The organism is Burkholderia sp. Ax-1724, assembly GCF_011752995.1.
Lineage (GTDB): Bacteria > Pseudomonadota > Gammaproteobacteria > Burkholderiales > Burkholderiaceae > Paraburkholderia.
The window spans coordinates 52,036-74,566 of record NZ_VWWL01000001.1 but is presented as its reverse complement, the minus strand read 5'-3'; the positions used below and the strand labels follow the sequence as shown (position 1 = coordinate 74,566).

Below are 22,531 nucleotides of genomic sequence, written 5' to 3'. Positions count from 1 at the left end.
ACATGTTCGGGGCAACTGCACAAAAAGCCCTGTATTCAACCACCGAAAACGTGCTGCAACGCCTGCACGGCGATCACCGCAAAACCACTCGCAACGATCGCGCAGCCGACCGTCTTGCGCAACATCCACGCATGTCGATGCGCCTGCATGCCGCGTGCGGTGCTCGGGCCGCCGATGGTTGCCATCATCATCTGAATCATGATCCTGCTCCCGGTTCGTATCGTTGGTTCGTACGTTACCCGCGTAGTGGGCGGCGTCCGCTTCCGGCATCACCTGAATCGCGCAGCGCCACGTCGGGAAATTGCCCGCGCCGATGCGGTTCGCCAGCTCGCGCGGCACCAGCGCGTCAGGCGGCCAGAACCCGGTCGACCAGCAGCGACAGAGCGACCGTGCGAAAACTCGGCACGACACGCGGCGTAGCCGCTTGCGCAGGGGTGGAAACGTGAATGGGCTGCGAATTCGCTTGCATGGTGTTGTCCTCCTAGCTTGCCTCGGGTTCCGCGCTTCGGGTCCGAGCACTCAGCCTTATGAAATAAAGGGATCGGGCGATCCATGGAGGAAACTATATCAACCCTATCAAATTCTCGTGTTTGATTAATTTAATCTATTCGATAGGGCTTGCGCCCTGTTTGTGAGACATCCACACGGGCATCCGCACCGACAGCGCGGTGCGGAGCCCGCCGTCAGTTGACGGCAGCCGGCAGATCGAGCTTCTTGACACCCGACAGATCGCACGCGGCGATCGCGTCGCAGATCGCATCGATCGCGGGCATGCGCGTGAAGCTCTTGCGCCACGCGAGCACGACGCGACGGTCCGGCACGGGTTCGTCGAACGCGACATAGCTGAGCAGGCCCGCGTCGATGCCGGCCGCGTGCGGCCTGACTTCGTGCACCGACATGCGCGGCAGCACGGTAATGCCGACGCCGCTCGCGACCATATGGCGAATCGTTTCGAGCGAGGAGCCCTCGAAGGTCTTCTGGATGCCGTCGGCGTTCTGCGAAAAGCGCATCAGCTCGGGACACACGCCGAGCACGTGATCGCGGAAGCAGTGACCGCTGCCGAGCAGCAGCATGGTTTCCTGCTTGAGGTCGTCGGGGTCGATCTTCGGACGGTTTTCCCATGCGTGGCCGGAAGGCAGCGCGACGACGAACGGCTCGTCGTAGAGCGGGCGCAGCATCAGGCCCGTTTCGGGAAACGGCAGCGCCATGATCGCGACGTCGATTTCGCCCTGCTTGAGCAGTTCGATCAGCTTGAGCGTGTAATTTTCCTGCAGCATCAGCGGCATCTGCGGGACGCGCTGGATCATCTGCTTGACGAGCGTGGGCAGCAGGTACGGCCCGATCGTGTAGATCACGCCGAGGCGCAGCGGGCCGACGAGCGGGTCCTTGCCCTGCTTGGCGATTTCCTTGATCGCGAGCGTCTGTTCGAGCACGCGCTGAGCCTGCGTGACGATCTGTTCGCCGATCGGCGTGACGCTGACCTCGCTCGTGCCGCGCTCGAAAATCTGCACGTTCAGCTCGTCCTCGAGCTTCTTGATGGCCACGGACAGCGTGGGCTGGCTAACGAAGCACGCTTCGGCCGCCCGGCCGAAGTGGCGCTCGCGAGCCACCGCCACGATGTATTTCAATTCGGTGAGCGTCATTCGGGGATCAATCAGTATGGAGGGTTTGATAGGTTCTAGTTATACACCTATAGGGTCGGTTCGCCAACCTTTGCGGGATTTTCGGCGAGCGTTTGGCGGGGTTGGGTCGCGCGGATTCGCGCTTAGGTGCGCTTAGGTGCGGCAGTTGTGCGCCTCGGTGCACGCACGGCTTCGCGCGCACCGAGGCGCCGTTACGCGCCATCAAGCCGAACCCGCCCGCGCCTTCAAGCCCGCGCACGCGCCCACCATCACGCTTTCAGATATTGCTCGCGCGCGCCGAGCCAGCGCGCGAGGTGCTGCAACACCACCTCGGGGTATTTTTCGAGCAGCACCGCGGCTGCCTCGCGCGCGGGCTCGATCAGCCACTGGTCGTTCTGCAGATCGGCGAAACGCAGCATCGCCGCGCCCGACTGCCGCGCACCGAGAAACTCGCCCGGCCCGCGAATTTCGAGGTCGCGGCGCGCGATCTCGAAACCGTCGGTGGTTTCGCGCATCGTTTGCAGACGCGAGCGCGCGGTCATCGACAGCGGTCCCGTATAGAGCAGCACGCAGACCGACGCGGCGCTGCCGCGCCCCACGCGACCGCGCAACTGGTGCAGCTGCGCGAGGCCGAAGCGCTCGGCATGCTCGATCACCATCAGCGACGCGTTCGGCACGTCGACGCCCACTTCGATCACGGTCGTCGCGACCAGCAGCTGGATTTCGTTGCGCGAGAACGCATCCATCACGGCGGCCTTCTCGGCCGGCGCGAGGCGCCCGTGCACGAGCCCGACCTTCAGTTCGGGCAGCGCGGCCGCGAGCGTTTCGTAGGTCTCGACCGCGGTCTGCAACTGCAAGGTCTCGCTTTCCTCGATCAGCGGACACACCCAGTACACCTGGCGCCCCGTCAGCGCCGCCTCGCGCACGCGGCCGATCACCTCTTCGCGGCGCGCGTCGGAGACGAGCTTGGTCAGGATCGGCGTGCGGCCGGGCGGCAGTTCGTCGATCGTGGAAACGTCGAGGTCGGCGTAGTAGGTCATCGCGAGCGTGCGCGGAATCGGCGTCGCGGACATCATCAGCTGATGCGGCTGGAAATCGCGCGCGCCGTCGGCGGCGTTCTGCGCCTTGGCGCGCAGCGCGAGCCGCTGCGCGACGCCGAAGCGATGCTGTTCGTCGACGATCACGAGGCCGAGCCGCGCGAACTCGACCGCGTCCTGGATGATCGCATGCGTGCCGATCACAAGCTGCGCGGTGCCGAGCGCCGCCGCTTCGATCGCGGCGCGCTTCTCCTTCGCCTTCAGACTGCCCGCGAGCCACGCGACGTTCACGCCGAGCGGTTCGAGCCAGCCGCGCAGCTTGCGCGCGTGCTGCTCGGCGAGGATTTCGGTCGGCGCCATCAGCGCGGCCTGGTAGCCGGCATCGATCGCCTGCGCGGCGGCGAGCGCGGCGACGATCGTCTTGCCGCTGCCGACGTCGCCCTGCAACAGGCGCTGCATCGGATGCGGCTGCGTCAGATCGAGCGCGATCTCGCCGCCGACGCGCTCCTGCGCCGCCGTCAGCGAAAACGGCAGCGCCTTCAGCAGCCGCGCGACCAGCGCCGCGTCGTCGCCGAGCTTGCGGCGCGGCATGGCCGGCGCGGCGCGCGTGCGGCGCTCGTCGTGGGCGCGCTTGAGCGACATCTGCTGCGCGAGCAGTTCCTCGAACTTGATGCGCACCCACGCCGGATGTGTGCCGTCGATCAGCGCGGTTTCGTCGGACTGCGCGCCCGGATGATGCAGCGTACGCACCGCGTCCATCAGCCCGGGCACGCCGAGCGGATCGAGAAACGCGCGCGCGACCGGCGCGGGCAGCAGTTCCGGCAGCGAGGTACGCGCGAGCGCGTTGTCGATCGCCTTGCGCAGATACGCCTGCGACACGCCCGCGGTGCTCGGATAGACCGGTGTCAACGCCTGCGGCAGCGGCGTGTCCGCCTCGACCGCGCGCACGGCCGGATGCACCATCTCCATGCCGAAGAAGCCGCCGCGCACGTCGCCGCGCACGCGCAGCCGCGCGCCGATCGCCATCTGCTTGACCTGCGAGCCGTAGAAGTTCAGAAAGCGCAGCACGAGTTCGTCGCCGGCATCGTCATGCAGCTTCACGAGTAGCTGACGGCGCGGGCGGTAGGCGATCTCGTTGTCGAACACGACGCCTTCGGTTTGCGCGATGCCGCCCGGCAGCAGATGGCCGATCGGCGTCAGCGAGGTTTCGTCCTCGTAGCGCATCGGCAGATGCAGCACGAGGTCGATGTCGCGGGTGAGGCCGAGCTTGGCGAGTTTGTCGGCGGTTTTGAGCGCGGGTTTCGAGGCGGCTTGGGCGGCGGGTTTGGTGGCGGCCTCGGCGGAGCCTTTGGCGCCGGTCTCGCTGCTGGCTTTGGTTCTGCGCTTTGCCACGGCCTCGGCTGTGTCTTTGGCGTCGGCCTCGCCTGCCGCTTCAGCCGCAGCCTCGATGCCGACATTCGCGGCGGGTTTGCTCTTCACGTCGCCACCCGGCGGTGTACTCGCCGTATCGCCCGCCAGCTCACGCGCCCCCTCACCGCTTTCTTCACCGCGAGGCGTACCACGATAGCCAGCCGCCATCACGCGCTCTCCCGCACCTCGCGATCCGCCTTCCGCCGCACCGCCTTCCCCCGCCTCGCTCCGCGCGCCGCGGCGGCGCGGTTCGGCGCCCGCGTCTGGGGTGGCGGTGGACAATCGGCGGTCGGACAAAGGCATGGGCTGCTTCGCAAGTACAATATCGGCTGCTGTCGAAAGAAAAGGTCGTGCCGCCCTTCGCGCTCTAGCGCATACGGGATGCGGCACAGGGTGCGCGCGGACCGCTCCGGCGTCCCGCCATCATAGCGGCCCGGCTCCGGCTTCGGCTCAATTCAGTCCCAAATCAGTCCCAACCCGCTTCCAGTCGTTCGCATGTTTACGCTTTCCGATTTCGATTTCGATCTGCCGCCCGAGCTGATCGCGCAAGTCGCGTTGCCCGAGCGCAGCGCGAGCCGTCTGCTCGACGTGGACGCCGCGGGCGCCGCCGACGGCGCCGCGCGCCTGATCGACCGCCGCTTCACCGAGCTGCCCGAATGCCTCGCGCCGGGCGACCTGCTCGTCTTCAACGATACCAAGGTGCTGAAGGCGCGCTTCTTCGGCCAGAAGGCGAGCGGCGGCAAGATCGAGGTGCTGGTCGAGCGCCTGACCGGCGAGCGCGACGCGCTCGCGCAGATTCGCGCGAGCAAGAGCCCGCAGCCAGGCACCACGATCCGTCTCGCGGATGCGTTCGACGTCACGGTCGGCGAGCGCGTCGACCCGTTCTACACGCTGCATTTCCCCGCCGACTGCCTCACGCTGATCGAGCAATACGGCCGCCTGCCGCTGCCGCCCTACATCGAGCACGATCCCGACGCGACCGACGAAACCCGCTACCAGACCGTGTTCGCACAGAATCCGGGCGCGGTCGCCGCGCCCACCGCCGGCCTGCACTTCGACGACGCGCTGCTCGCGAGGCTCGATGCGCGCGGCGTCGAACGCGCGACGCTGACGCTGCACGTCGGCGCGGGCACGTTCCAGCCGGTGCGCGTCGAGAACATCGCCGAGCACAAGATGCACAGCGAGTGGTATCACCTGCCGCAAGCGCTCGCGGACAAGATCGCCGCGACCAAAGCACGCGGCAATCGCGTGATCGCGGTCGGCACCACCTCGATGCGCGCGCTCGAAGCCGCCGCGCGCGACGCCGAAGCGGCCGGCCACCCGCTCGCCGCGGCGAGCGCCGAAACCGACATCTTCATCACGCCGGGCTACCGGTTCCGCGTGGTCGACCGGCTGGTGACGAATTTCCATTTGCCGAAGTCGACGCTGCTGATGCTGGTGTCGGCGTTCGCGGGCGTCGAGACGATTCGCGCCGCGTATCGTCATGCGATCGACGAGCGCTATCGCTTTTTCAGCTACGGCGACGCGATGCTGCTGACGCGGCGCGAGGTTTGAGCCGGCTCGAGCATAGCTTCTGCTTTGACGTATTGGCAGTTTTCCCAGCCGCCGCGATCCCTCGTGGCGGTTTTCATTGTTTGCGCCGGACTGTTTTCCGGTAGCACAGGAGTCACTCCATGACCATTGGTCATCCATCGTCGCAACAAGCGGCTCACGAGCGCCCGGAGAATGGCCTCAAATTCGAACTGCTCGGCACCGACGGCCTCGCGCGCCGCGGCCGCGTCACGCTCAATCACGGCGTGGTCGAGACGCCGATCTTCATGCCGGTCGGCACCTACGGCACCGTGAAAGCAGTCCAGCCGCGCGAGCTCGAGGAAATGCACGCGCAGATCATCCTCGGCAATACGTTTCACCTGTGGCTGCGCCCGGGGCTCGAAACGATCGGAGCGCACGGCGGCCTGCACGGCTTCATGGGCTGGAACAAGCCGATTCTGACCGACTCGGGCGGCTTCCAGGTGTTCTCGCTCGGCGATCTGCGCAAGATCACCGAGGATGGCGTCACGTTCGCCTCGCCGATCAACGGCGACCGGCTGTTCCTGTCGCCGGAAGTGTCGATGCAGATCCAGAAGGTGCTGAATTCGGACATCGTCATGCAGTTCGACGAGTGCACGCCGTACGCGACCAACAACATCCCGACCTCGCACAAGGAAGCGGCCGACTCGATGCGCATGTCGATGCGCTGGGCGCAGCGCTCGATCGACGAATTCCAGCGCCTCGGCAATCCGAATGCATTGTTCGGCATCGTGCAGGGCGGCATGTTCGAGGACCTGCGCGACGAATCGCTCGCCGGTCTCGCGGAGAAAAACTTCCACGGCCTCGCGATCGGCGGGCTGTCGGTCGGCGAGCCGAAGGAGGACATGATGCGGGTTCTGAACCACATCGGCCCGAAGCTGCCGGCCAACAAGCCGCACTACCTGATGGGCGTCGGCACGCCGGAAGACCTCGTGGCGGGCGTCGCAGCCGGCGTCGACATGTTCGACTGCGTGATGCCGACGCGCAACGCGCGCAACGGCTGGCTCTTCACGCGCTTCGGCGACATCAAGATCCGCAACGCGACGCACAAGAACTCGCTGCGCCCGCTCGACGAGCAATGCGGCTGCTACACCTGCCGCAACTTCACGCGCGGCTATCTGCATCACCTGCACCGGGTCGGCGAAATCCTCGGCGCGCAGCTGAACACGATCCACAACCTGCACTACTACCTCGAACTGATGCAGGAAATGCGCGACGCGATCGACGCAAAAATGTTCGACACATTCCGCAAGCGTTTTCACGAGGACCGCGCGCGCGGCGTCGAGCCGTCGTCATGATCGTGCGGCACACTGATTCCGCTGAGGAATCCACCCGGCCACCCACGGCCGCGCGCATAAACTTACAATTCACTTTCGCCGGCCGCGCGCCGAGGCCCGCCACGCGGGCCGCAGGCGCGGCTTTAAACGGTTGATCGCAAAGCCGATTCGCCGTGCCGGCGCGTGTGCGGCCGGTGGTAGAATAATCGGCTGATTTTTTGTTCGTTTGACTGATAACGGAGAGACCAACGTGTCGTTCATTTCCAATGCCTATGCTCAAGGCGCTGCAGCAGGTGGCATCGAATCGAACCTGATGAGCTTCCTGCCGCTGATCCTGATGTTCGGCGTGCTGTACTTCATTATGATTCGCCCGCAAATGAAGCGTCAGAAGGAACATCGCAACATGCTCGCGGCGATGGCCAAGGGCGATGAAGTCGTGACGAACGGCGGCATCGTCGGCAAGGTGACGAAGGTGGGCGAAGCCTACGTCGGCATCGAAGTCTCGGAAGGCACGGAAATCACCGTGCAAAAGGCGTCGGTCACGACGATTCTCCCGAAGGGCACGATCAAGTCGCTGTAAGGCCTGCTCTCCCCGCGTCCGGCGCGGCCTCGCCGGCGGTTCATGCCCTCCCCGCGCTGAACCGCCCGCGCTCATCGCCGGACGCATCGCATCCAAGCCAACCTTCCCGTTGGACCACTCATGAATCGCTACCCCCTCTGGAAATACGCCGTGATGCTGGTGGCTCTGGTCATCGGCCTCGTGTACACGCTGCCCAACCTGTACGGCGAAGCGCCGGCCGTGCAGGTGTCGAGCGGCAAGGCGACGGTCAGGCTCGACGCCACGACGCTCGCGTCGGTCGAAGCCGCGCTCGCCGGCAATCAGATCAAGCCGACCGCGGTCACGTTCGACAACTCGCAGAACAACGCGAACATCCGCGTGCGCCTCACGGATACCGACACGCAGCTGCGCGTGAAGGACCTGTTGCAGAAGTCGCTCAATAGCGACCCGAACGATCCGCAGTACATCGTCGCGCTGAACCTGCAAAGCGCCTCGCCGAACTGGCTGACCGCGCTGCGCGCGCTGCCGATGTACCTCGGTCTCGACCTGCGCGGCGGCGTGCACTTCCTGCTGCAGGTCGACATGGCCGGCGCACTGAACAAGAAGCTCGATTCGGACGCCTCGGACGTGCGCACGCTGCTGCGCGACAACAACGTCCGCGACGGCGGCGTGAATCGCGTAAACCAGTCGGTGGTGGTGAATCTGGCCGACCAGGCCACGGCGGATGCGGCGCTCAAGCTGCTCAGCCGCAGCGTCAGCGAACTCCAGTGGGCCTCGCAGCCGAACACCGGCGCGGACGGCGGCGTGCAGCTGGTCGGCACGTTCACGCCGGCCGTGCAGCGCGCGGTGCAGGACGCCGCGCTCAAGCAGAACATCACGACGCTGCATAACCGCGTGAACGAACTCGGCGTGGCCGAGCCGGTGATCCAGCAGCAGGGCACGGACCGCATCGTGGTCGAACTGCCGGGCGTGCAGGACACCGCGAAGGCGAAGGACATCATCGGCCGCACGGCGACGCTCGAAGCGCGTCTCGCCGACCCGGTCAACACGCATCCGAACCCGAACGACCCGGTGCCGCCGGGCGACGAACTGTTCACGCAAGGCAACCAGGTGCCGGTGCTGCTGCGCAAGCAGGTGATCTTCACCGGCGACCGCATCATCGACGCGTCGGCGGGCTTCGACGAGCATCAGCGTCCGTCGGTCAACATCCGTCTCGACTCGGCCGGCGGCCGCGCGGTGCGCAGCGTGTCGCGCGACAACATCGGCAAGCCGATGGCGATGGTGCTGTTCGAGCGCGGCAAGGGCGAGGTGCTGACGGTCGCGACCATCCAGTCCGAACTCGGCGACCGCTTCCAGATCACCGGCCAGCCGACCCCGCAAGCGGCCACCGACCTCGCGCTGCTCCTGCGCGCCGGTTCGCTCGCCGCGCCGATGGAAATCATCGAGGAACGCACGATCGGCCCGAGCCTCGGCGCCGACAACATCAAGAAGGGCTTCCACTCGGTGGTGTGGGGCTTCGCGGCGATCGCCGTGTTCATGATCGCGTACTACATGCTGTTCGGCGTGATCTCGATGATCGGCCTCTCGGTGAACCTGCTGCTGCTGGTCGCGGTGCTGTCGATGCTGCAGGCCACGCTCACGCTGCCGGGTATCGCCGCTATCGCGCTCGCGCTCGGTATGGCGATCGACGCGAACGTGCTGATCAACGAGCGCGTGCGCGAAGAACTGCGCCACGGCGCGCCGCCGCAACTGGCGATCCAGAACGGCTACGAGCACGCATGGGCGACGATTCTCGATTCGAACGTGACCACGCTGATCGCCGGCCTCGCGCTGCTCGCATTCGGCTCGGGTCCGGTGCGCGGCTTCGCGATGGTTCACTGTATCGGCATTCTGACGTCGATGTTCTCGGCCGTGTTCTTCTCGCGCGGCGTGGTCAACTTCTGGTACGGCGGCAAGAAGAAGCTGAAGTCGCTGTCGATCGGCCAGGTGTGGCGTCCGCAAACGGCGGGAGCAGGCGCCGCCTACGCCGGCAATAGCCTCGGCAGCGACGACGACGCGACCGACACCGCGCAGGCCATCGCCGCCACGAAGGCCGCCGCCAAGGCCAATCCGAAGGCGGGCGCAAAGGCCGCGGCCGGCGCGCAAGGCCGCGCGAAGCCGACCGTGCGCCGACGCAATGCGCCAGGCACGCCGGCGTCGAGCGCCTCGACGCCGGAGAAACCGGGTTCATCCCGCTGAGTCCCGGAGAACAAGACCATGGAATTTTTCCGTTTCCGCAAAGACATTCCGTTCATGCAGCGCGCGTTGGTCTTCAACGCGATCTCGCTGATCACCTTCCTCGCCGCGGTGTTCTTCCTCGTGCATCGCGGGCTGCATCTGTCGGTGGAATTCACCGGCGGTACCGTGATCGAAGTGCAGTATCCGGGCGCGGTGCCGCTCGACCCGGTGCGTAACACGCTCGGCAAGCTCGGCTATGCCGACGCGCAGGTGCAGAACTTCGGCTCCTCGCGCGACGTGCTGATCCGCCTGCCGCTCAAAACGGGCTACACGTCCGCGCAACAGAGCGAACAGGTGATGGGCGCGCTGAAGGCCGATACGCCCGAGGTGCAGTTGCAGCGCGTCGAATTCGTCGGCCCGCAGGTCGGCAAGGAACTCGCCACCGACGGCCTGCTCGCGCTCGCGTGCGTGGTGGTCGGCATCGTGATCTACCTGTCGTTCCGCTTCGAATGGAAGTACGCGGTGGCCGGCGTGATCGCCAACCTGCACGACGTCGTGATCATTCTCGGCTTCTTCGCGTTCTTCCAGTGGGAGTTCTCGCTGTCGGTGCTGGCCGCGGTGCTCGCGGTGCTCGGCTATTCGGTCAACGAATCGGTCGTTATTTTCGACCGGATTCGCGAGACCTTCCGCCGCGAACGCAAGATGAGCGTGATCGAAGTGATCAACCACGCGATCACGAGCACGATGTCGCGAACCATCATCACGCACGGCTGTACGCAGATGATGGTGCTCTCGATGTTCCTGTTCGGCGGCCCGACGCTGCACTACTTCGCGCTCGCGCTGACGGTCGGTATTCTGTTCGGTATCTACTCGTCGGTGTTCGTCGCCGCGGCGCTCGCGATGTGGTTCGGCGTCAAGCGCGAAGACTTGCTGAAGGAAAAGAAGGACCGCGTCGATCCGAACGATCCGAACGCGGGCGCGCAAGTCTGATGCGGATTCGCGCATAGCTCACGGATTGCGCGAGCCGAAAGAGTCAAAAGGCCGGTTCATTGCAAACCGGCCTTTTACGTTTACTCCGCCTTGCAACCATACCGCACACGCGTGAAACGATAGCGCTTAATCAGAGGCTGGGAAGACATACACCCAATGATGACTCGCGCAGAAAATAATCCCTCATACCCAAATCTCGATATCCTCTTTGGCGGATACCTGAATCAGGATTATCACTACCACGCAGACTCGATTGAGGAAATTGTTAGCATTTATAAAAATGGAATTACGCCTGAAATGCGCCAGTCTGCTATCGATGAAATTAACAGACTGGCGGCAAGCTGCGGCGAAAACCTGGACAGTGCCTTTTATGAAAAGTACGGACAGGATTTCAATCCGAAGCTATGGGGCCACACGACGGCATCGTTTCTCGACGAACTGAAGCGCCTTCTAAGCGAGTAGCGACCCGCCGGGCGGCTTCGTGCCGCCGGGCACATGACGGAAAAAGTGCACTGAACCCGCATCAGGCTGCAATCCAGCTACCGGAACCCCAACCTGCGCCGCGCCCCAATCAACGCCGCGATGCTCACCAGCGCGGCAAACATCACGTAATAGCTCGGCGCGGCTTTCGAACCGGTCGCGCCGATCAGCCACGCGATGATGAACGGCCCGAAGCCGCCGAAGACCGTCACCGCGATGTTATACGCGAGCGACATGCCGGTCGTGCGCGTCTGCACCGGAAAGATTTCCGACAGCAAACCCGGCGTCGCGCCGAAGTAGCCGCTCACGAGAATACCGAACACGATCTGCCACACGATCAGCGTGCCGAAGCTCGGATGCGCGATCAGATACAGAAACGCCGGATAGACCAGCACGAGCAGCAGGCCGGCCGCGCTCAGCATGATGCGCGTGCGTCCATGCAGGTCCGACAGATGCCCGGCCACGGGCGAGAGCACCATCTGGATCAGCCCCGTCACCGCAATCGCCGAAAACGCGACCGACGGCGCGAACCCCAACTGCTTCACGCCATAGGTCGGCATGAACAGCACCAGGTACGAGGACACGGTCCCGAGCACGACCACGCCCATCGCGATCACGAGCCGCAGTTTCTGCGTCGCGAACGTATCGCGCAGCGGCGTCTGCGTCGTTTCGGCGGCGAGGAATTCGGGCGTCTCGTCGAGCTTCGTGCGGATATAGAGCGCGACCGGGCCGATCAGCAGACCGAAGACGAATGGCACGCGCCAGCCCCACGACGTCATCTGCTGCGGCGAGAGGCTGCCGGTCAGCAGCGCGCCGAAGCCGGCGGCGAGCAGCGTCGTGAGCCCTTGGCTCGCCATCTGCCAGCTTGCGTAGAAGCCGCGCCGGTCCGGCACGTGCTCGGCGAGAAACGCGGTCGCGCTGCCGAACTCGCCGCCCGCCGAGAAGCCCTGCATCAAGCGCGCGACCACGAGGATCAGCGGCGCGGCGAGGCCGATGCTCTGATAGGTCGGCAGGACCGCGATGATGAGCGTGCCGGTCATCATCAGCGCGATGGACAGCGTGAGCGCCGCCTTGCGCCCCGCGCGGTCCGAGTACGCGCCGATCACGATCGCGCCGAGCGGCCGCATGAAGAACGACACGCCGAACGTGCCGAGCGTGAGCAGCAGCGAGACCGTCTCGTTGCCGGCCGGAAAAAACAGCTTCGAGATAATGACGGCGAAAAAACCGTACACGACCAGATCGAACCATTCGAGCGCGTTGCCGATCGAGGCCGCCGCCACGGCGCGCCACGAGCTGTGCCGGCTTCCCGCGATGCTTGCTGCTGTCGTTGCATTCATCCCGATCTCCTGTGCCGCGCGCAATATTTATCGGCGAAGGCGCTGTGCCGCGCAGGCCGCACCGGCTACGCGCATCACCGGCATGGCTTCATGCGTTCTATTTAACTGAAAAAATAAAACGAGGCGAGCGGCAAATAGCGGAGGCCCGCCACATAAGGGCGCGGCATTCGGTAGCAGCGGTAAAAAACCGCTTCGTCGTGCGAGCGATCGAAGCGGTTTTCGTGTTGCGGCGCAGCGCGAAGCGAGACAGTGCGCGGCTCGCTTCGCGGCGACGGCAGTCGCGAAAGCAGCGCGTTTACTGCTGCTTGATGCCTTCGGACTGGATATGCAAACGCGTCTCCATGCCGAAGCCGTACTTCGCGCCGAAGTCCATGCCGAAATCGGCGCGGTTGAATTCGGTACTCGCCTCGACGCCGCAGACTTCGCGCTTGAGCACCGGGTGCGGCATGCACTTGAACGAATCGATCTTCAGATTCACCGGCTTCGTGATGCCGCGAATCGTCAGGTTGCCGATCACCTCGACCGGCTTGTCGCCGTCGAATTTAATTCCGGTGCCCTTGTAGGTCACGCCCGGATATTGGGCGACGTCGAAGAACTCGGCCGCCTTCAGGTGCTCGTCGAGCTTGCCGTTGCCGGTCTGCACCGAAGCGGGATCGACGGTTACGTCCACCGTGCCGGTTTTCGCCGCGCGATCGAGCGTCACCGTGCCGATGGTCTTCGTGAACTTGCCGCGCCAGATCGACAGGCCGCCGAAGTGATCCGCCTCGAAGCTCGGATACGTGTGGGTCGGATCGAGCATATAGGTATCGGCGGCAAACGCGCCGAGCGAAAGGGAGGATGCCAGCGCACCGACAGCGATCGACATGGACGTTTTCAATTCATGCTCCTGGATGGCGGTGAAAATCGCGGTGAAGATTGCGGTAAGAAACCAGCAGGAAGCCGGTAAAAAGCCGGCCGCGCAGCGCGCGGGATGCACGTCACGCATGTCACGCATGCCGCGCATGCCGCGCGCTACTTGTGCGCGGCAACGAGATGAAACTTGATGAGCACCTCATCGGCGACGACAGAAGTGTCCTTCCACTCGCCGGTGCCGATGTCGAACTGCGAGCGCTTGATCGGCAACGCACCATCGAAGGTCTGCAGCGCGCCCTGCTGCGCCACCGTGACCGGCACGACCACGGTCTGCGACTTGCCCTTGATGGTCAGTTTGCCCGTCACGTTGAACTTGCCGCCGCCGGCTGGCGCGATCGCGATCGACACGAACGTCGCGCCCGGATACGTCTTCGCGTCGAACCATTCCTTGCCGCGCACCTGCTCGTTGTAGCTCTCGTCGCCGAGGTCGTAGCTGGCGACGTCGATGTTGATCTGCGCGCTGCCGGCCGCGGGCCTGGCCGGATCGAAGCTGACCTCGGCGCTGAACTTGCCGAACTTGCCTTCGACCGGCACGTTCATCTGCTTCGAGGTGGCCGTCACCGAACTCTTCGCGACGTCGACCTGTGCGAGCGCCGCGCCCGAGGCGGTCAGCGAGGCCGCCGCGAACGCGGCGAGCATGTAGCGATAAAACGAGACCTTCATGGTTGTCCTTATTTGAGAAAAGGGAGCATGCGCGAAAGCAGCCCGTCGCGATCGAGCCATTGATGCTTGAGCGCGGCCGCGACGTGCAGCGCGACCAGCACGAGCAACGTGTAATTGAGCGCGATGTGCAGGTTCTTCAGCAGGTCCTTGAGATGCGGGTCCGGCGCGATCAGGCGCGGCAGCGGAATCAGCCCGAGATAGACGACTGGCACGTTGGCCGCCGAGCTATACAGATAGCCGGACGCGGGAATCGCGATCATCAGCGCGTACAGCAGCAGGTGCACGAGATGCGCGCCGCCGCGCTGCCAGGCGGGCATGCGGCGCGGCAACGGCGGCGCGGCGTGCGTCGCGCGCCACAGGATGCGCACGATCGCGAGCGCGAACACGGTCACGCCGATCCATTTATGCCAGGAGAAATAACGCAGCTTGGCGGGCGTGAAGCCCGGGATGTCGGTCATCACCCAGCCGAGCGCGAAGCCGCAGACGATCAGGAGCGCGATCAGCCAGTGAAACGCGATGGCGGTCCGCGTGTACGACTCCCGGGTACCGAACGAAGGATTGAGTGGCATGACGGAGCAACGCAGTCGGAGGGAACGCAGTCGGATGGAAGTTAACGGCGCGGCTTGCCCGGCTATTCCCCGCCATTTCGCGTTGCCTGCGGTGGGAGCCCTGCTGCGACACACGCCAAGGCCGCCATGCTACCCCAGGCACGGCAAGCCGGCTGTCGCGGCACGGGGCGGACAGGTCCGAACTTTGCTACGGCGCATAGCGGCGGTGGCGGGGCGCGTTTGGTACTATTGCTCCACCCCGCCGCCCGCTGCGCCCTGCACAACGGGCATGCACAGGGATAAGCCCGGCATAAACAGGCCATAACCCAGGCAACAAGCAGGCACAAGCAGGCACAAGCGGGCACAACGGACCTTGCACGCCGCCTTCCACGTCGTTAGCCCATCTACCGCATGGAACATGACAATCTGATCGCGTGCCATGAATGCGATACGCTGTTCCGCAAGCCACGGCTTGTCGGCCGCACTGCCGCGCGCTGTCCGCGTTGCGGCGCAACGCTCTATCGCGGCGTCTCGCGCAAGCTCGACGCGATCTGCGCGATGACGCTCGCCGCGCTGATCACGTTCCTGATCGCGCAGGGCTTTCCGATCGTCGAACTCGAAACCAACGGCATCACCTCGCAGACCACGCTGTTCGGTGCGCTCGTCGCGCTCTGGGGCGAGGACATGCAGATCGTCGCGGTCATGGTGTTCTGCTCGACGATCCTCTTTCCGCTCACCGAACTCGTCGCGCTGCTCTATGTGCTCGTGCCGCTGCGCGCGGGCTACGTGCCGAGCCACTTCAACCGCGTGCTGCGCGCGATCCAGTTCGTGCGGCCGTGGGGCATGATCGAAGTGTTCATGCTCGGCGTGCTGATTACGATCGTGAAGATGGTGAGCCTCGCGCGCGTGATCCCCGAAGCGGCGCTGTTCGCGTTCGGCGCGCTCACGCTGATGTTCGCCGTGGTCGTCACGTTCGACCCGGCCGTGCTGTGGGACCTCGCCGACGAACTCGGCCGGCGCGGCAAGCGGCCGCTGCCGCCCACTCGACGCGAAGGATGAACCCGCGATGAAATACGTCACCGCGAAACGCGCGGGCTTCATTTCCTGTCATGCGTGCGGACGCGTCGAGCCGCGCGTGCGCTCGCGCGCGCCGCAGCACTGCGGACGCTGCGGCGCGCACCTGCACTCGCGCCATCCCGACAGCCTGACGCGTACCTGGGCACTGCTGATCGCGGCCGCGCTGCTGTATATTCCCGCGAACCTGCTGCCCGTGATGCACACCGCGTCGCTGCTCGGCTCCGAGGACGACACCATCATGAGCGGCGTCGTCTATTTCTGGACCTCGGGCGACTGGCCGCTCGCGGTGATCGTGTTCATCGCGAGCATCATGGTGCCGATGCTCAAGCTCGGCGTGCTCGCGCTGCTGACCGCCACGGCGCAGCGCCGCTCGCGCTGGCGTCCGCAGCAGCGCACGACGCTCTACCGGATGGTCGAGCGCATCGGCCGCTGGTCGATGCTCGACGTGTTCGTCGTCACGCTCACGGTGGCACTCGTGCGCTTCAGGTCGCTGGCCGTGATCACGGCCGGACCGGGCGCGATCGCGTTCGGCTCGGTCGTGATCCTGACCATGATCGCCTCCATGCAATTCGATCCACGGCTCATCTGGGACCCCGTGGAAGGCAGCCCCTCCCAACCTCAGGACCCTCATCATGACTAGCCCGCAAGGACCGACGCCCGCTTCCGACGATGCGCCGCGCCACGATTCGAACGGACCGAAGCTGCCGCCTCATCTGCCCGACCCCGACATCGAGCCGCGCAGCCGCTGGCTGCCCTCGCTCGTCTGGGTGATTCCGCTGATCGCCGCGCTGATCGGCATCGCGCTCGTGGTCAAGTCGGTGACCGAGCGCGGGCCCGTCATCACGATCAGCTTCATCAGTGCCGAAGGGCTCGAGCCCGGCAAGACCAAGGTCAAGTACAAGGACGTCGACGTCGGCTCGGTCAAGACGATCAGGCTCGCGCAGGATCTGTCGCACGTGCTCGTGCAGGTGCAGCTCACCAAGGAAGGCGAACAGTTCGCGGTCAAGGACTCGCGCTTCTGGGTCGTGCGCCCGCGGGTCGGCGCGAGCGGCGTGTCGGGTCTGACCACCCTGCTTTCGGGCGCCTATATCGGCGCCGACGCGGGCCGCTCGACCGAAACGGAAAAGAGCTTCGTCGGCCTCGAAACGCCGCCGCCGATCACCGGCGACCAGAAGGGCCGCCAGTACACGCTGCATGGCGACTCGCTCGGCTCGATCGACATCGGCTCGCCGATCTTCTACCGGCGCGTGCAGGTCGGCCAGGTAGTCGGCTTCTCGCTCGACAAGGACGGCACCGGCGTGACGATGCAGGTGTTCGTGTCCGCGCCGTTCGACCAGTACGTCGGCACCAACACGCGCTGGTGGCATGCGAGCGGTGTCGATCTGCGGCTCGATTCGAGCGGCTTCAAGCTGAACACGCAGTCGCTCGCGACGGTGATCGTCGGCGGCCTGTCGTTCCAGTCGCCGCTCGGCCAGAACATGGGCCCGCAGGCGCCGAACAACCAGACGTTCCGCCTCGGCTCCGACGAAGCGGACGCGATGCGCGAACCGGACGGCATCCCGCTGCGCGTCGTGATGAACTTCAACCAGTCGCTGCGCGGGCTGTCGATCGGCGCGCCGGTCGACTTCCGCGGCATCGTGCTCGGCCAGGTGACCAACATCGGCATCGACTACGACCCGAAGACGCGCAGCTTCACGATGCCGGTCACGATGAACGTGTATCCGGACCGCCTCGGCAAGCGCTTCCGCGAAACCGCGCCGGCCCCGGGCACGCTCGCCGGTCAGAACCTGCTCGCGCAACTGGTCAAGCACGGGCTGCGCGGCCAGCTGCGCACCGGCAACCTGATTACGAGCCAGCTCTACGTGGCGCTCGATATTTTCCCGAAAGCGCCGCCTGCCAGCGTCGACGTGACGAACGATCCGATCGAGCTGCCGACCATTCCGAACACGCTCGACGAATTGCAGCTGCAGGTTGCCGACATCGCGAAGAAGCTCGACAAGGTGCCGTTCGACCAGATCGGCAACAACCTGAACAGCGCGCTGAAGAATGCCGACCAGCTGTTCTCGCGCCTCGACACGGAAGTCGTGCCGCAGGCGCGCGACACGCTCTCGGCCGCGAAGCAGACCTTCAGCTCGGCCGAGGCGACCTTGCAGCAGGACTCGCCGTTGCAGTCCGACGTTCATCAGGCGTTGCAGGAACTGACGCGCACGTTGCAGTCGCTCAATGCGCTGTCGGATTATCTGGAGCGCCATCCCGAATCGCTGTTGCGCGGTAAATCAGGAGATAAACCATGATGTTTGCCCGGTTCCACCGCCCGCCTCGCCCACGTCGCCTGCCCCGCCCGCCGCGCGCGCTCGTGCGCGGTATCGTGCAGGGCGGCGCGCTCGTCGCGGCGGCCGCGCTCGCGGCGTGCGCGTCGCCGTCGAGCCACTTCTATACGCTGGGCGGCGCCGATGCGCCGGCGCCGGCCACGGCGCGCACGGCGACCGCGCCCGCGTGGCTGATCGAAGTCGCGCCGGTCAACGTGCCGCCGCAGGTGTCGAGAAATCAGCTGGTCGTGCAAAGCGGTCCGACCCAGGTGCAACTGCTCGAACAGGAGCGCTGGGCCTCGCTGCCTGGCGACGAAATTCGCCGCGCGCTGTCGACGGACCTGACGCAGCAGCTCGGCACCCTCGATGCGTTCGGCACCGCGCGTTCGGACAACACGCCGGTGTACCGGATCGCCATGAACGTGCAGCGCTTCGAATCGTGGCCCGGCTCGCATGCGCTGATCGATGCGGTGTGGAGCGTGCGGGCCGTGCGCGGCAATGCGGTGATGACGTGCCGCAGCGTGGTCGGCGAGACGGTTGGCAGCGGGTATGACGCGCTCGTCGACGGACATCGGCGCGCGCTCGCGGAAGTGTCGACGCAGATCGCGTCGGCGGTGCGGGCGATGGCGGCGAGCGGTGTGGGTGCGGCGGCAGGGAAAGCGGCGGCGGTGGCCGTGCCGCCGTGTCCGGCCGCGGGGATGAACACGGGAAGCGGCGCCTGAGGCATTCGAGGCACCGGCCCACCCATCCCCCTCGGCATCCGCAGGACACAGAAAAACCATGTTCGACTCGCTCAAACGACTCATCAGAAAATGGCGCGCGTCGCGCGACGGCGGGCATCAACTCGATGCGCTGCTCGCGATCGCCGATCAAACCGCGCCCTACGCGGAGCGCAGCGAATGGCTGATCGAACTCGCGCACTGGATTCGCCGCGGCCGCACGGTGCAGCCCGGCGCGGCCGAGACCGCGAACAGCGCCGCCGAATCCGCCGCGCCGCCATCGAAGAACCCCGCGCACACGCGCATCCGCTATCTGCTGCACGTGCTCGATCGCAATCCCGCGTGGAAGGCCAACGTGGCCGGCATTCTGCGCGCGCTGCTGCGCGAAAGCGACAGCCTTTCGCTGCTCTGCGACGCCGGCATGCCCGTGCATTCCGGCTTCTTCGGCGCGGTGTTCGAACGCGTCGAAGCCTCGCTGATCCCGCCCGCGCCGAACCGCCGCGACCTCACCGCGATCGTCACGCTGATGTTCGGCTCCGGGCTCGACGCGGAATGGATCGACACGCTGCCCGCCGATCTGCTCGCGCGCATTCACGCGCTGTTCGGCTTCGCCTCCGCTGAAGACGCAGCGCGCAACAGCACGCCGTTCTCGCTCGATCTGCTCGCCGCGCTGCATAACCTCACCTGCCAGATCAGCTCGACCGGTCTGTCGCAGACGGTGCGCAGCCGCCTCGGCGGCGCGGCCGCAAGCGACGCACTCGCCGACGACACGAGCGACGTGCGCGTCGCGATGGAAAAACAGCCGTTCTACCGGCTCACGCGCGCGATGCTCGCGCTCGAAGCCGCGCACGACGCCTACGCCGCGGGCAGCCCGCAGGAGCCGCTGCTGCGCGAGGTCAACTATCTGCGGCTGCTGCTCGACGAGTGCCGCGTCGCGACCGACAACGTGTTCGCGCATCTGTATCGCAACGGCGTGAGCGTCGACATCGTGTTCCAGGTCGAGCGGATGCGCATGCGCATCGAGCGCGCCGAGCATCTGCTCGACGCCTGGCTCGCGCGCGACGACCTGCGCGCGGTCGCGCGCCTGAGCGCCGAACTCGTGCGCGCGAATCAGGCCAGCCAGAGCGTCGCGCATCTCGCGCGCAGCAATTTCTCGCTGCTCGCGCGCAAGGTCGTCGAGTACAGTGCCGACACCGGCGAGCACTACATCGCGCGCGACCGCGCCGAGTATCTGAAGATGATGCGCATGGCGGCCGGCGGCGGGCTCGTCACCGTCGTGACGGTCTGCGTGAAGTTCGCGATCACGGGCGCGCATCTGCACGCGATGCTCGAAGGCCTGCTCGCCGGCATCAACTACTCGGCGAGCTTCCTGCTCATGCACTTCCTGCACTTCTCGCTCGCGACCAAGCAGCCGGCCATGACCGCGCCGACGCTCGCGCGCGAACTCGACGACGTCGGCACGCCGGCGGGCGTCGACAGCTTCGTCAGCTCGGTGACGGCGCTGATGCGCACCCAGGCCGCCGCCGTGCTCGGCAACGTGCTGCTCGTGTTCCCCGTGAGCCTCGGCGTGGACCTGCTGTGGCACGCGCTGTTCCACACCGATCTGATCTCCGCCGACAAGGCGCTCGCGACGCTGCAGTCGTTCTCGCTCGTCGGGCCGACGCCGTTCTACGCGGCGCTGACCGGCGTGCTGCTGTGGTCGTCGAGCCTGCTCGCGGGCTGGGCGGACAACTGGTTCATCCTGCATCGCGTCGCCGATGCGCTCGCCTACAACCGCCGTCTGCGCATGACGCTCGGCGCGGCCGGTGCCGAGCGTCTCGCACGTTTCTGCCGCACGAACGTCGCGGGCGTGGCCGGCAATATCACGCTCGGTCTGATGCTCGGACTCGTGCCGGCGATCCTGACCGCGTTCGCGTTCAAGTTCGAGGTGCGTCACGTGACGCTCAGCGCCGGCTCGATCGGCGTCGCGCTCGGCGTGCTCGGCAAGGACGCGCTGCGACTGCCGGCGCTGTGGTGGGCGGTGGCGGGCGTCGGCAGCATGGCGATTCTCAACGTCGCAGTCAGTTTCGCGCTGGCGTTCTATATGGCCGCGAAATCGCGCGATTTGCGGCGCAGCGCGGTGCGCTCGCTGCGTGGCGCAATCTGGCAGCGGCTGCGGCGGCGGCCGCTGGAACTCGTGTGGCCGGCAAAGGTGGAACCGCAGGGGCGGTAAGGCGAGCCGGGCGGCACCCTCGCCTGGCCCGGCACGAATCGCGCCGGGCCGCCCACCCCGACCGCGTACAATAGCGCCTTATCCCAAGCCTTGCGGCAACCTCAATGTCCTTCGATTTCTTCCTTCCTTGCCCGCGCGGGCTCGAAGCTCCGCTCGCGGCCGAACTCGCCGAAATTGCCGAAATTGCCGCCCAGCATCTGAACGGCGCACCGTTCACGGCCGGCGCCCAGGTGCCGGGCGGCGTGCATTTCCGCGGCGGCTGGGCCGCCGGCATGGCCGCCAACCTGCATTCGCGGCTCGCGAGCCGCGTGCTGCTGAAAATCGCGCATCGGCCCTACCGCAACGAACAGGACATCTACGCACTCGCGGTCGAACAGCGCTGGGAGCAGTGGTTCTCCGCGCACGAGACGCTGCGTGTCGACGTCACCGCGATCAAGTCGCCGCTGCGCAGCCTCGAATTCACGACGCTGCGCGTGAAGGACGCGATCTGCGACCGTCTGCGCGAAAAGAGCGGCGCGCGCCCGAGCATCGACACCGCGATGCCCGACGTGCGCGTGTTCGCGTTCCTGACGGCGACCGATTGCACGCTTTACCTCGACACGTCGGGCGACCCGCTCTTCAAGCGCGGCTGGCGTCTCGACAAGGGTGCCGCGCCGCTGCGCGAAAACCTCGCGGCGGGCATTCTGCGTCTCACGGGCTGGCAAGCCGGCACGCCGCTCTACGACCCGATGTGCGGCAGCGGCACGTTCCTCGCGGAAGCGGCGCAGGTTGCGCTGAACATCGCGCCGGGCGTCGAGCGCCGCTTCGGCTTCGAGAAGCTCAAGCAGTTCGACTCGCGGACCTGGCAAGCGCTGAAGGGCGCGGCGCTCGAAGCGAAAAACACGGCACGCGGTTCTCGCGGCACCGACTTGCAGATTTTCGGCAGCGACATCTCCGGCGACATGCTCGAAAAAGCACGCGCGAACTTCGAGCGCGCCGGCTTGCCGACGATTCCGCTCAAGCAGCTCGATGCGCGCGACATGACGCCGCCCGCCTCGGGGGCCGGCATCCTCGTCGCGAATCCGCCGTATGGCGAGCGGATCGAAGTGCGCGGCCGCAATGCACGCGGCGAGTTGCGCGAAGGACGCGGCAATCGCGAGCATCGCGACGACGACGGCTTTCGCCGCATTCAGGAAGAAGCGCCCGACAGCGAATTTTTCCAGTCGCTCGGCAATGCATTGAAGCAGCGTTTTGCCGGCTGGAACGCGTTTATCCTGACCTCGGATCGCAAGCTGCCGGGCCAGTTGCGGCTGCGCGAATCGACCAAGACACCGCTCTTTAACGGCGCGCTCGAATGCCGGCTGTTCCGCTTCGACCTGATCGCGGGCAGTGTACGGCAGCGGCCGCAGGGGGATGTGTCGGCGGCGGGCTAAGGCAACGAAGCGCGTCAAGCCTCAAGCGACGCCGCATTGCAAGCACGCCATGCCGGCAAGAAAAGCCATGGTCTCACGACCGTGGCTTTTTCATTTGATGTGGTAAGGGACGACGGCACAGACAAACCACTCGCCCCCTACTGCCACTACGCTGTCAGCAGCCCTCCAGCACACTCCTTCT

The 22,531-nt window shown here is 65.9% G+C and carries 20 protein-coding genes; 12 read left to right on the top strand and 8 right to left on the bottom strand.

Annotated features, from left to right (window positions below; genetic code table 11):
- Positions 1 to 35: 35 nt before the first annotated feature.
- From F3J19_RS00325 to recG, 4 genes are all read right to left on the bottom strand, one after another.
- Complete coding sequence (locus F3J19_RS00325; protein ID WP_167035966.1) at positions 36 to 200, bottom strand: hypothetical protein; 165 nt, start codon at positions 198 to 200, stop codon at positions 36 to 38.
- 146 nt (positions 201 to 346) lie between these two features.
- The gene (locus tag F3J19_RS32930) at positions 347 to 469 is read right to left on the bottom strand and encodes a hypothetical protein (protein WP_275692046.1); all 123 of its coding nucleotides are present in this window, start codon (positions 467 to 469) and stop codon (positions 347 to 349) included.
- A 214-nt stretch (positions 470 to 683) separates the two neighbouring features.
- Positions 684 to 1,643, bottom strand: coding sequence for a hydrogen peroxide-inducible genes activator (locus F3J19_RS00315; RefSeq protein ID WP_167035963.1), 960 nt, complete (start codon positions 1,641 to 1,643; stop codon positions 684 to 686).
- Positions 1,644 to 1,891: 248 nt separating this feature from the next.
- Positions 1,892 to 4,372 (bottom strand): ATP-dependent DNA helicase RecG, encoded by a 2,481-nt coding sequence (gene recG / locus F3J19_RS00310; protein ID WP_167035960.1) that lies wholly within the window; start codon positions 4,370 to 4,372, stop codon positions 1,892 to 1,894.
- Between the two features lie 192 nt (positions 4,373 to 4,564).
- On the opposite strand from recG, the gene queA reads away from it, so the two are divergent.
- The 6 genes from queA to F3J19_RS00280 all read left to right on the top strand — a co-directional run bounded on the left by queA (position 4,565) and on the right by F3J19_RS00280 (position 11,143).
- Positions 4,565 to 5,623, top strand: coding sequence for a tRNA preQ1(34) S-adenosylmethionine ribosyltransferase-isomerase QueA (queA, locus tag F3J19_RS00305; protein ID WP_167035957.1), 1,059 nt, complete (start codon positions 4,565 to 4,567; stop codon positions 5,621 to 5,623).
- A 119-nt stretch (positions 5,624 to 5,742) separates the two neighbouring features.
- Positions 5,743 to 6,936, top strand: coding sequence for a tRNA guanosine(34) transglycosylase Tgt (tgt, locus tag F3J19_RS00300; RefSeq protein WP_167035954.1), 1,194 nt, complete (start codon positions 5,743 to 5,745; stop codon positions 6,934 to 6,936).
- A gap of 229 nt (positions 6,937 to 7,165) precedes the next feature.
- Positions 7,166 to 7,495 (top strand): preprotein translocase subunit YajC, encoded by a 330-nt coding sequence (yajC, locus tag F3J19_RS00295; RefSeq protein ID WP_167035951.1) that lies wholly within the window; start codon positions 7,166 to 7,168, stop codon positions 7,493 to 7,495.
- A 120-nt stretch (positions 7,496 to 7,615) separates the two neighbouring features.
- Entirely contained in the window at positions 7,616 to 9,712 is a 2,097-nt protein-coding gene (gene secD, locus F3J19_RS00290) for a protein translocase subunit SecD (protein ID WP_167035948.1), read from the top strand.
- An 18-nt stretch (positions 9,713 to 9,730) separates the two neighbouring features.
- A complete protein-coding gene (secF, locus tag F3J19_RS00285) occupies positions 9,731 to 10,681 on the top strand; it encodes a protein translocase subunit SecF (RefSeq protein WP_167035945.1) in 951 nt (316 codons plus the stop codon).
- Positions 10,682 to 10,840: 159 nt separating this feature from the next.
- Positions 10,841 to 11,143 (top strand): contact-dependent growth inhibition system immunity protein, encoded by a 303-nt coding sequence (locus F3J19_RS00280; RefSeq protein WP_167036906.1) that lies wholly within the window; start codon positions 10,841 to 10,843, stop codon positions 11,141 to 11,143.
- A 77-nt stretch (positions 11,144 to 11,220) separates the two neighbouring features.
- Here the strand turns inward: F3J19_RS00280 and F3J19_RS00275 are convergent, their stop codons facing one another.
- The 4 genes from F3J19_RS00275 to F3J19_RS00260 form a co-directional block, all read right to left on the bottom strand.
- Positions 11,221 to 12,498, bottom strand: coding sequence for an MFS transporter (locus F3J19_RS00275; RefSeq protein ID WP_167035942.1), 1,278 nt, complete (start codon positions 12,496 to 12,498; stop codon positions 11,221 to 11,223).
- Between the two features lie 295 nt (positions 12,499 to 12,793).
- Entirely contained in the window at positions 12,794 to 13,363 is a 570-nt protein-coding gene (locus F3J19_RS00270) for a YceI family protein (protein WP_167035939.1), read from the bottom strand.
- A gap of 146 nt (positions 13,364 to 13,509) precedes the next feature.
- Positions 13,510 to 14,073, bottom strand: a complete 564-nt coding sequence (locus tag F3J19_RS00265) for a YceI family protein (protein ID WP_167035936.1) — start codon at positions 14,071 to 14,073, stop codon at positions 13,510 to 13,512.
- 8 nt (positions 14,074 to 14,081) lie between these two features.
- Complete coding sequence (locus F3J19_RS00260; RefSeq protein WP_167035934.1) at positions 14,082 to 14,642, bottom strand: cytochrome b; 561 nt, start codon at positions 14,640 to 14,642, stop codon at positions 14,082 to 14,084.
- Between the two features lie 390 nt (positions 14,643 to 15,032).
- On the opposite strand from F3J19_RS00260, the gene F3J19_RS00255 reads away from it, so the two are divergent.
- The 6 genes from F3J19_RS00255 to F3J19_RS00230 all read left to right on the top strand — a co-directional run bounded on the left by F3J19_RS00255 (position 15,033) and on the right by F3J19_RS00230 (position 22,350).
- Positions 15,033 to 15,680 (top strand): paraquat-inducible protein A, encoded by a 648-nt coding sequence (locus F3J19_RS00255; RefSeq protein ID WP_205192436.1) that lies wholly within the window; start codon positions 15,033 to 15,035, stop codon positions 15,678 to 15,680.
- Positions 15,681 to 15,687: 7 nt separating this feature from the next.
- Positions 15,688 to 16,338, top strand: a complete 651-nt coding sequence (locus F3J19_RS00250) for a paraquat-inducible protein A (RefSeq protein WP_167035931.1) — start codon at positions 15,688 to 15,690, stop codon at positions 16,336 to 16,338.
- Positions 16,331 to 17,992, top strand: coding sequence for an MlaD family protein (locus F3J19_RS00245; RefSeq protein WP_167035928.1), 1,662 nt, complete (start codon positions 16,331 to 16,333; stop codon positions 17,990 to 17,992). Before F3J19_RS00250 ends, F3J19_RS00245 begins: the two co-directional genes overlap by 8 nt.
- Positions 17,989 to 18,729, top strand: a complete 741-nt coding sequence (locus tag F3J19_RS00240; protein ID WP_167035925.1) for a PqiC family protein — start codon at positions 17,989 to 17,991, stop codon at positions 18,727 to 18,729. The genes F3J19_RS00245 and F3J19_RS00240 overlap by 4 nt, the downstream gene beginning before the upstream one ends.
- 58 nt (positions 18,730 to 18,787) lie before the next feature.
- On the top strand, positions 18,788 to 20,938 hold the full coding sequence (locus tag F3J19_RS00235; RefSeq protein ID WP_167035921.1) for a site-specific recombinase: 2,151 nt from the start codon (positions 18,788 to 18,790) through the stop codon (positions 20,936 to 20,938).
- 104 nt (positions 20,939 to 21,042) lie between these two features.
- A complete protein-coding gene (locus F3J19_RS00230; RefSeq protein WP_167035919.1) occupies positions 21,043 to 22,350 on the top strand; it encodes a class I SAM-dependent RNA methyltransferase in 1,308 nt (435 codons plus the stop codon).
- Positions 22,351 to 22,531 lie beyond the last annotated feature (181 nt).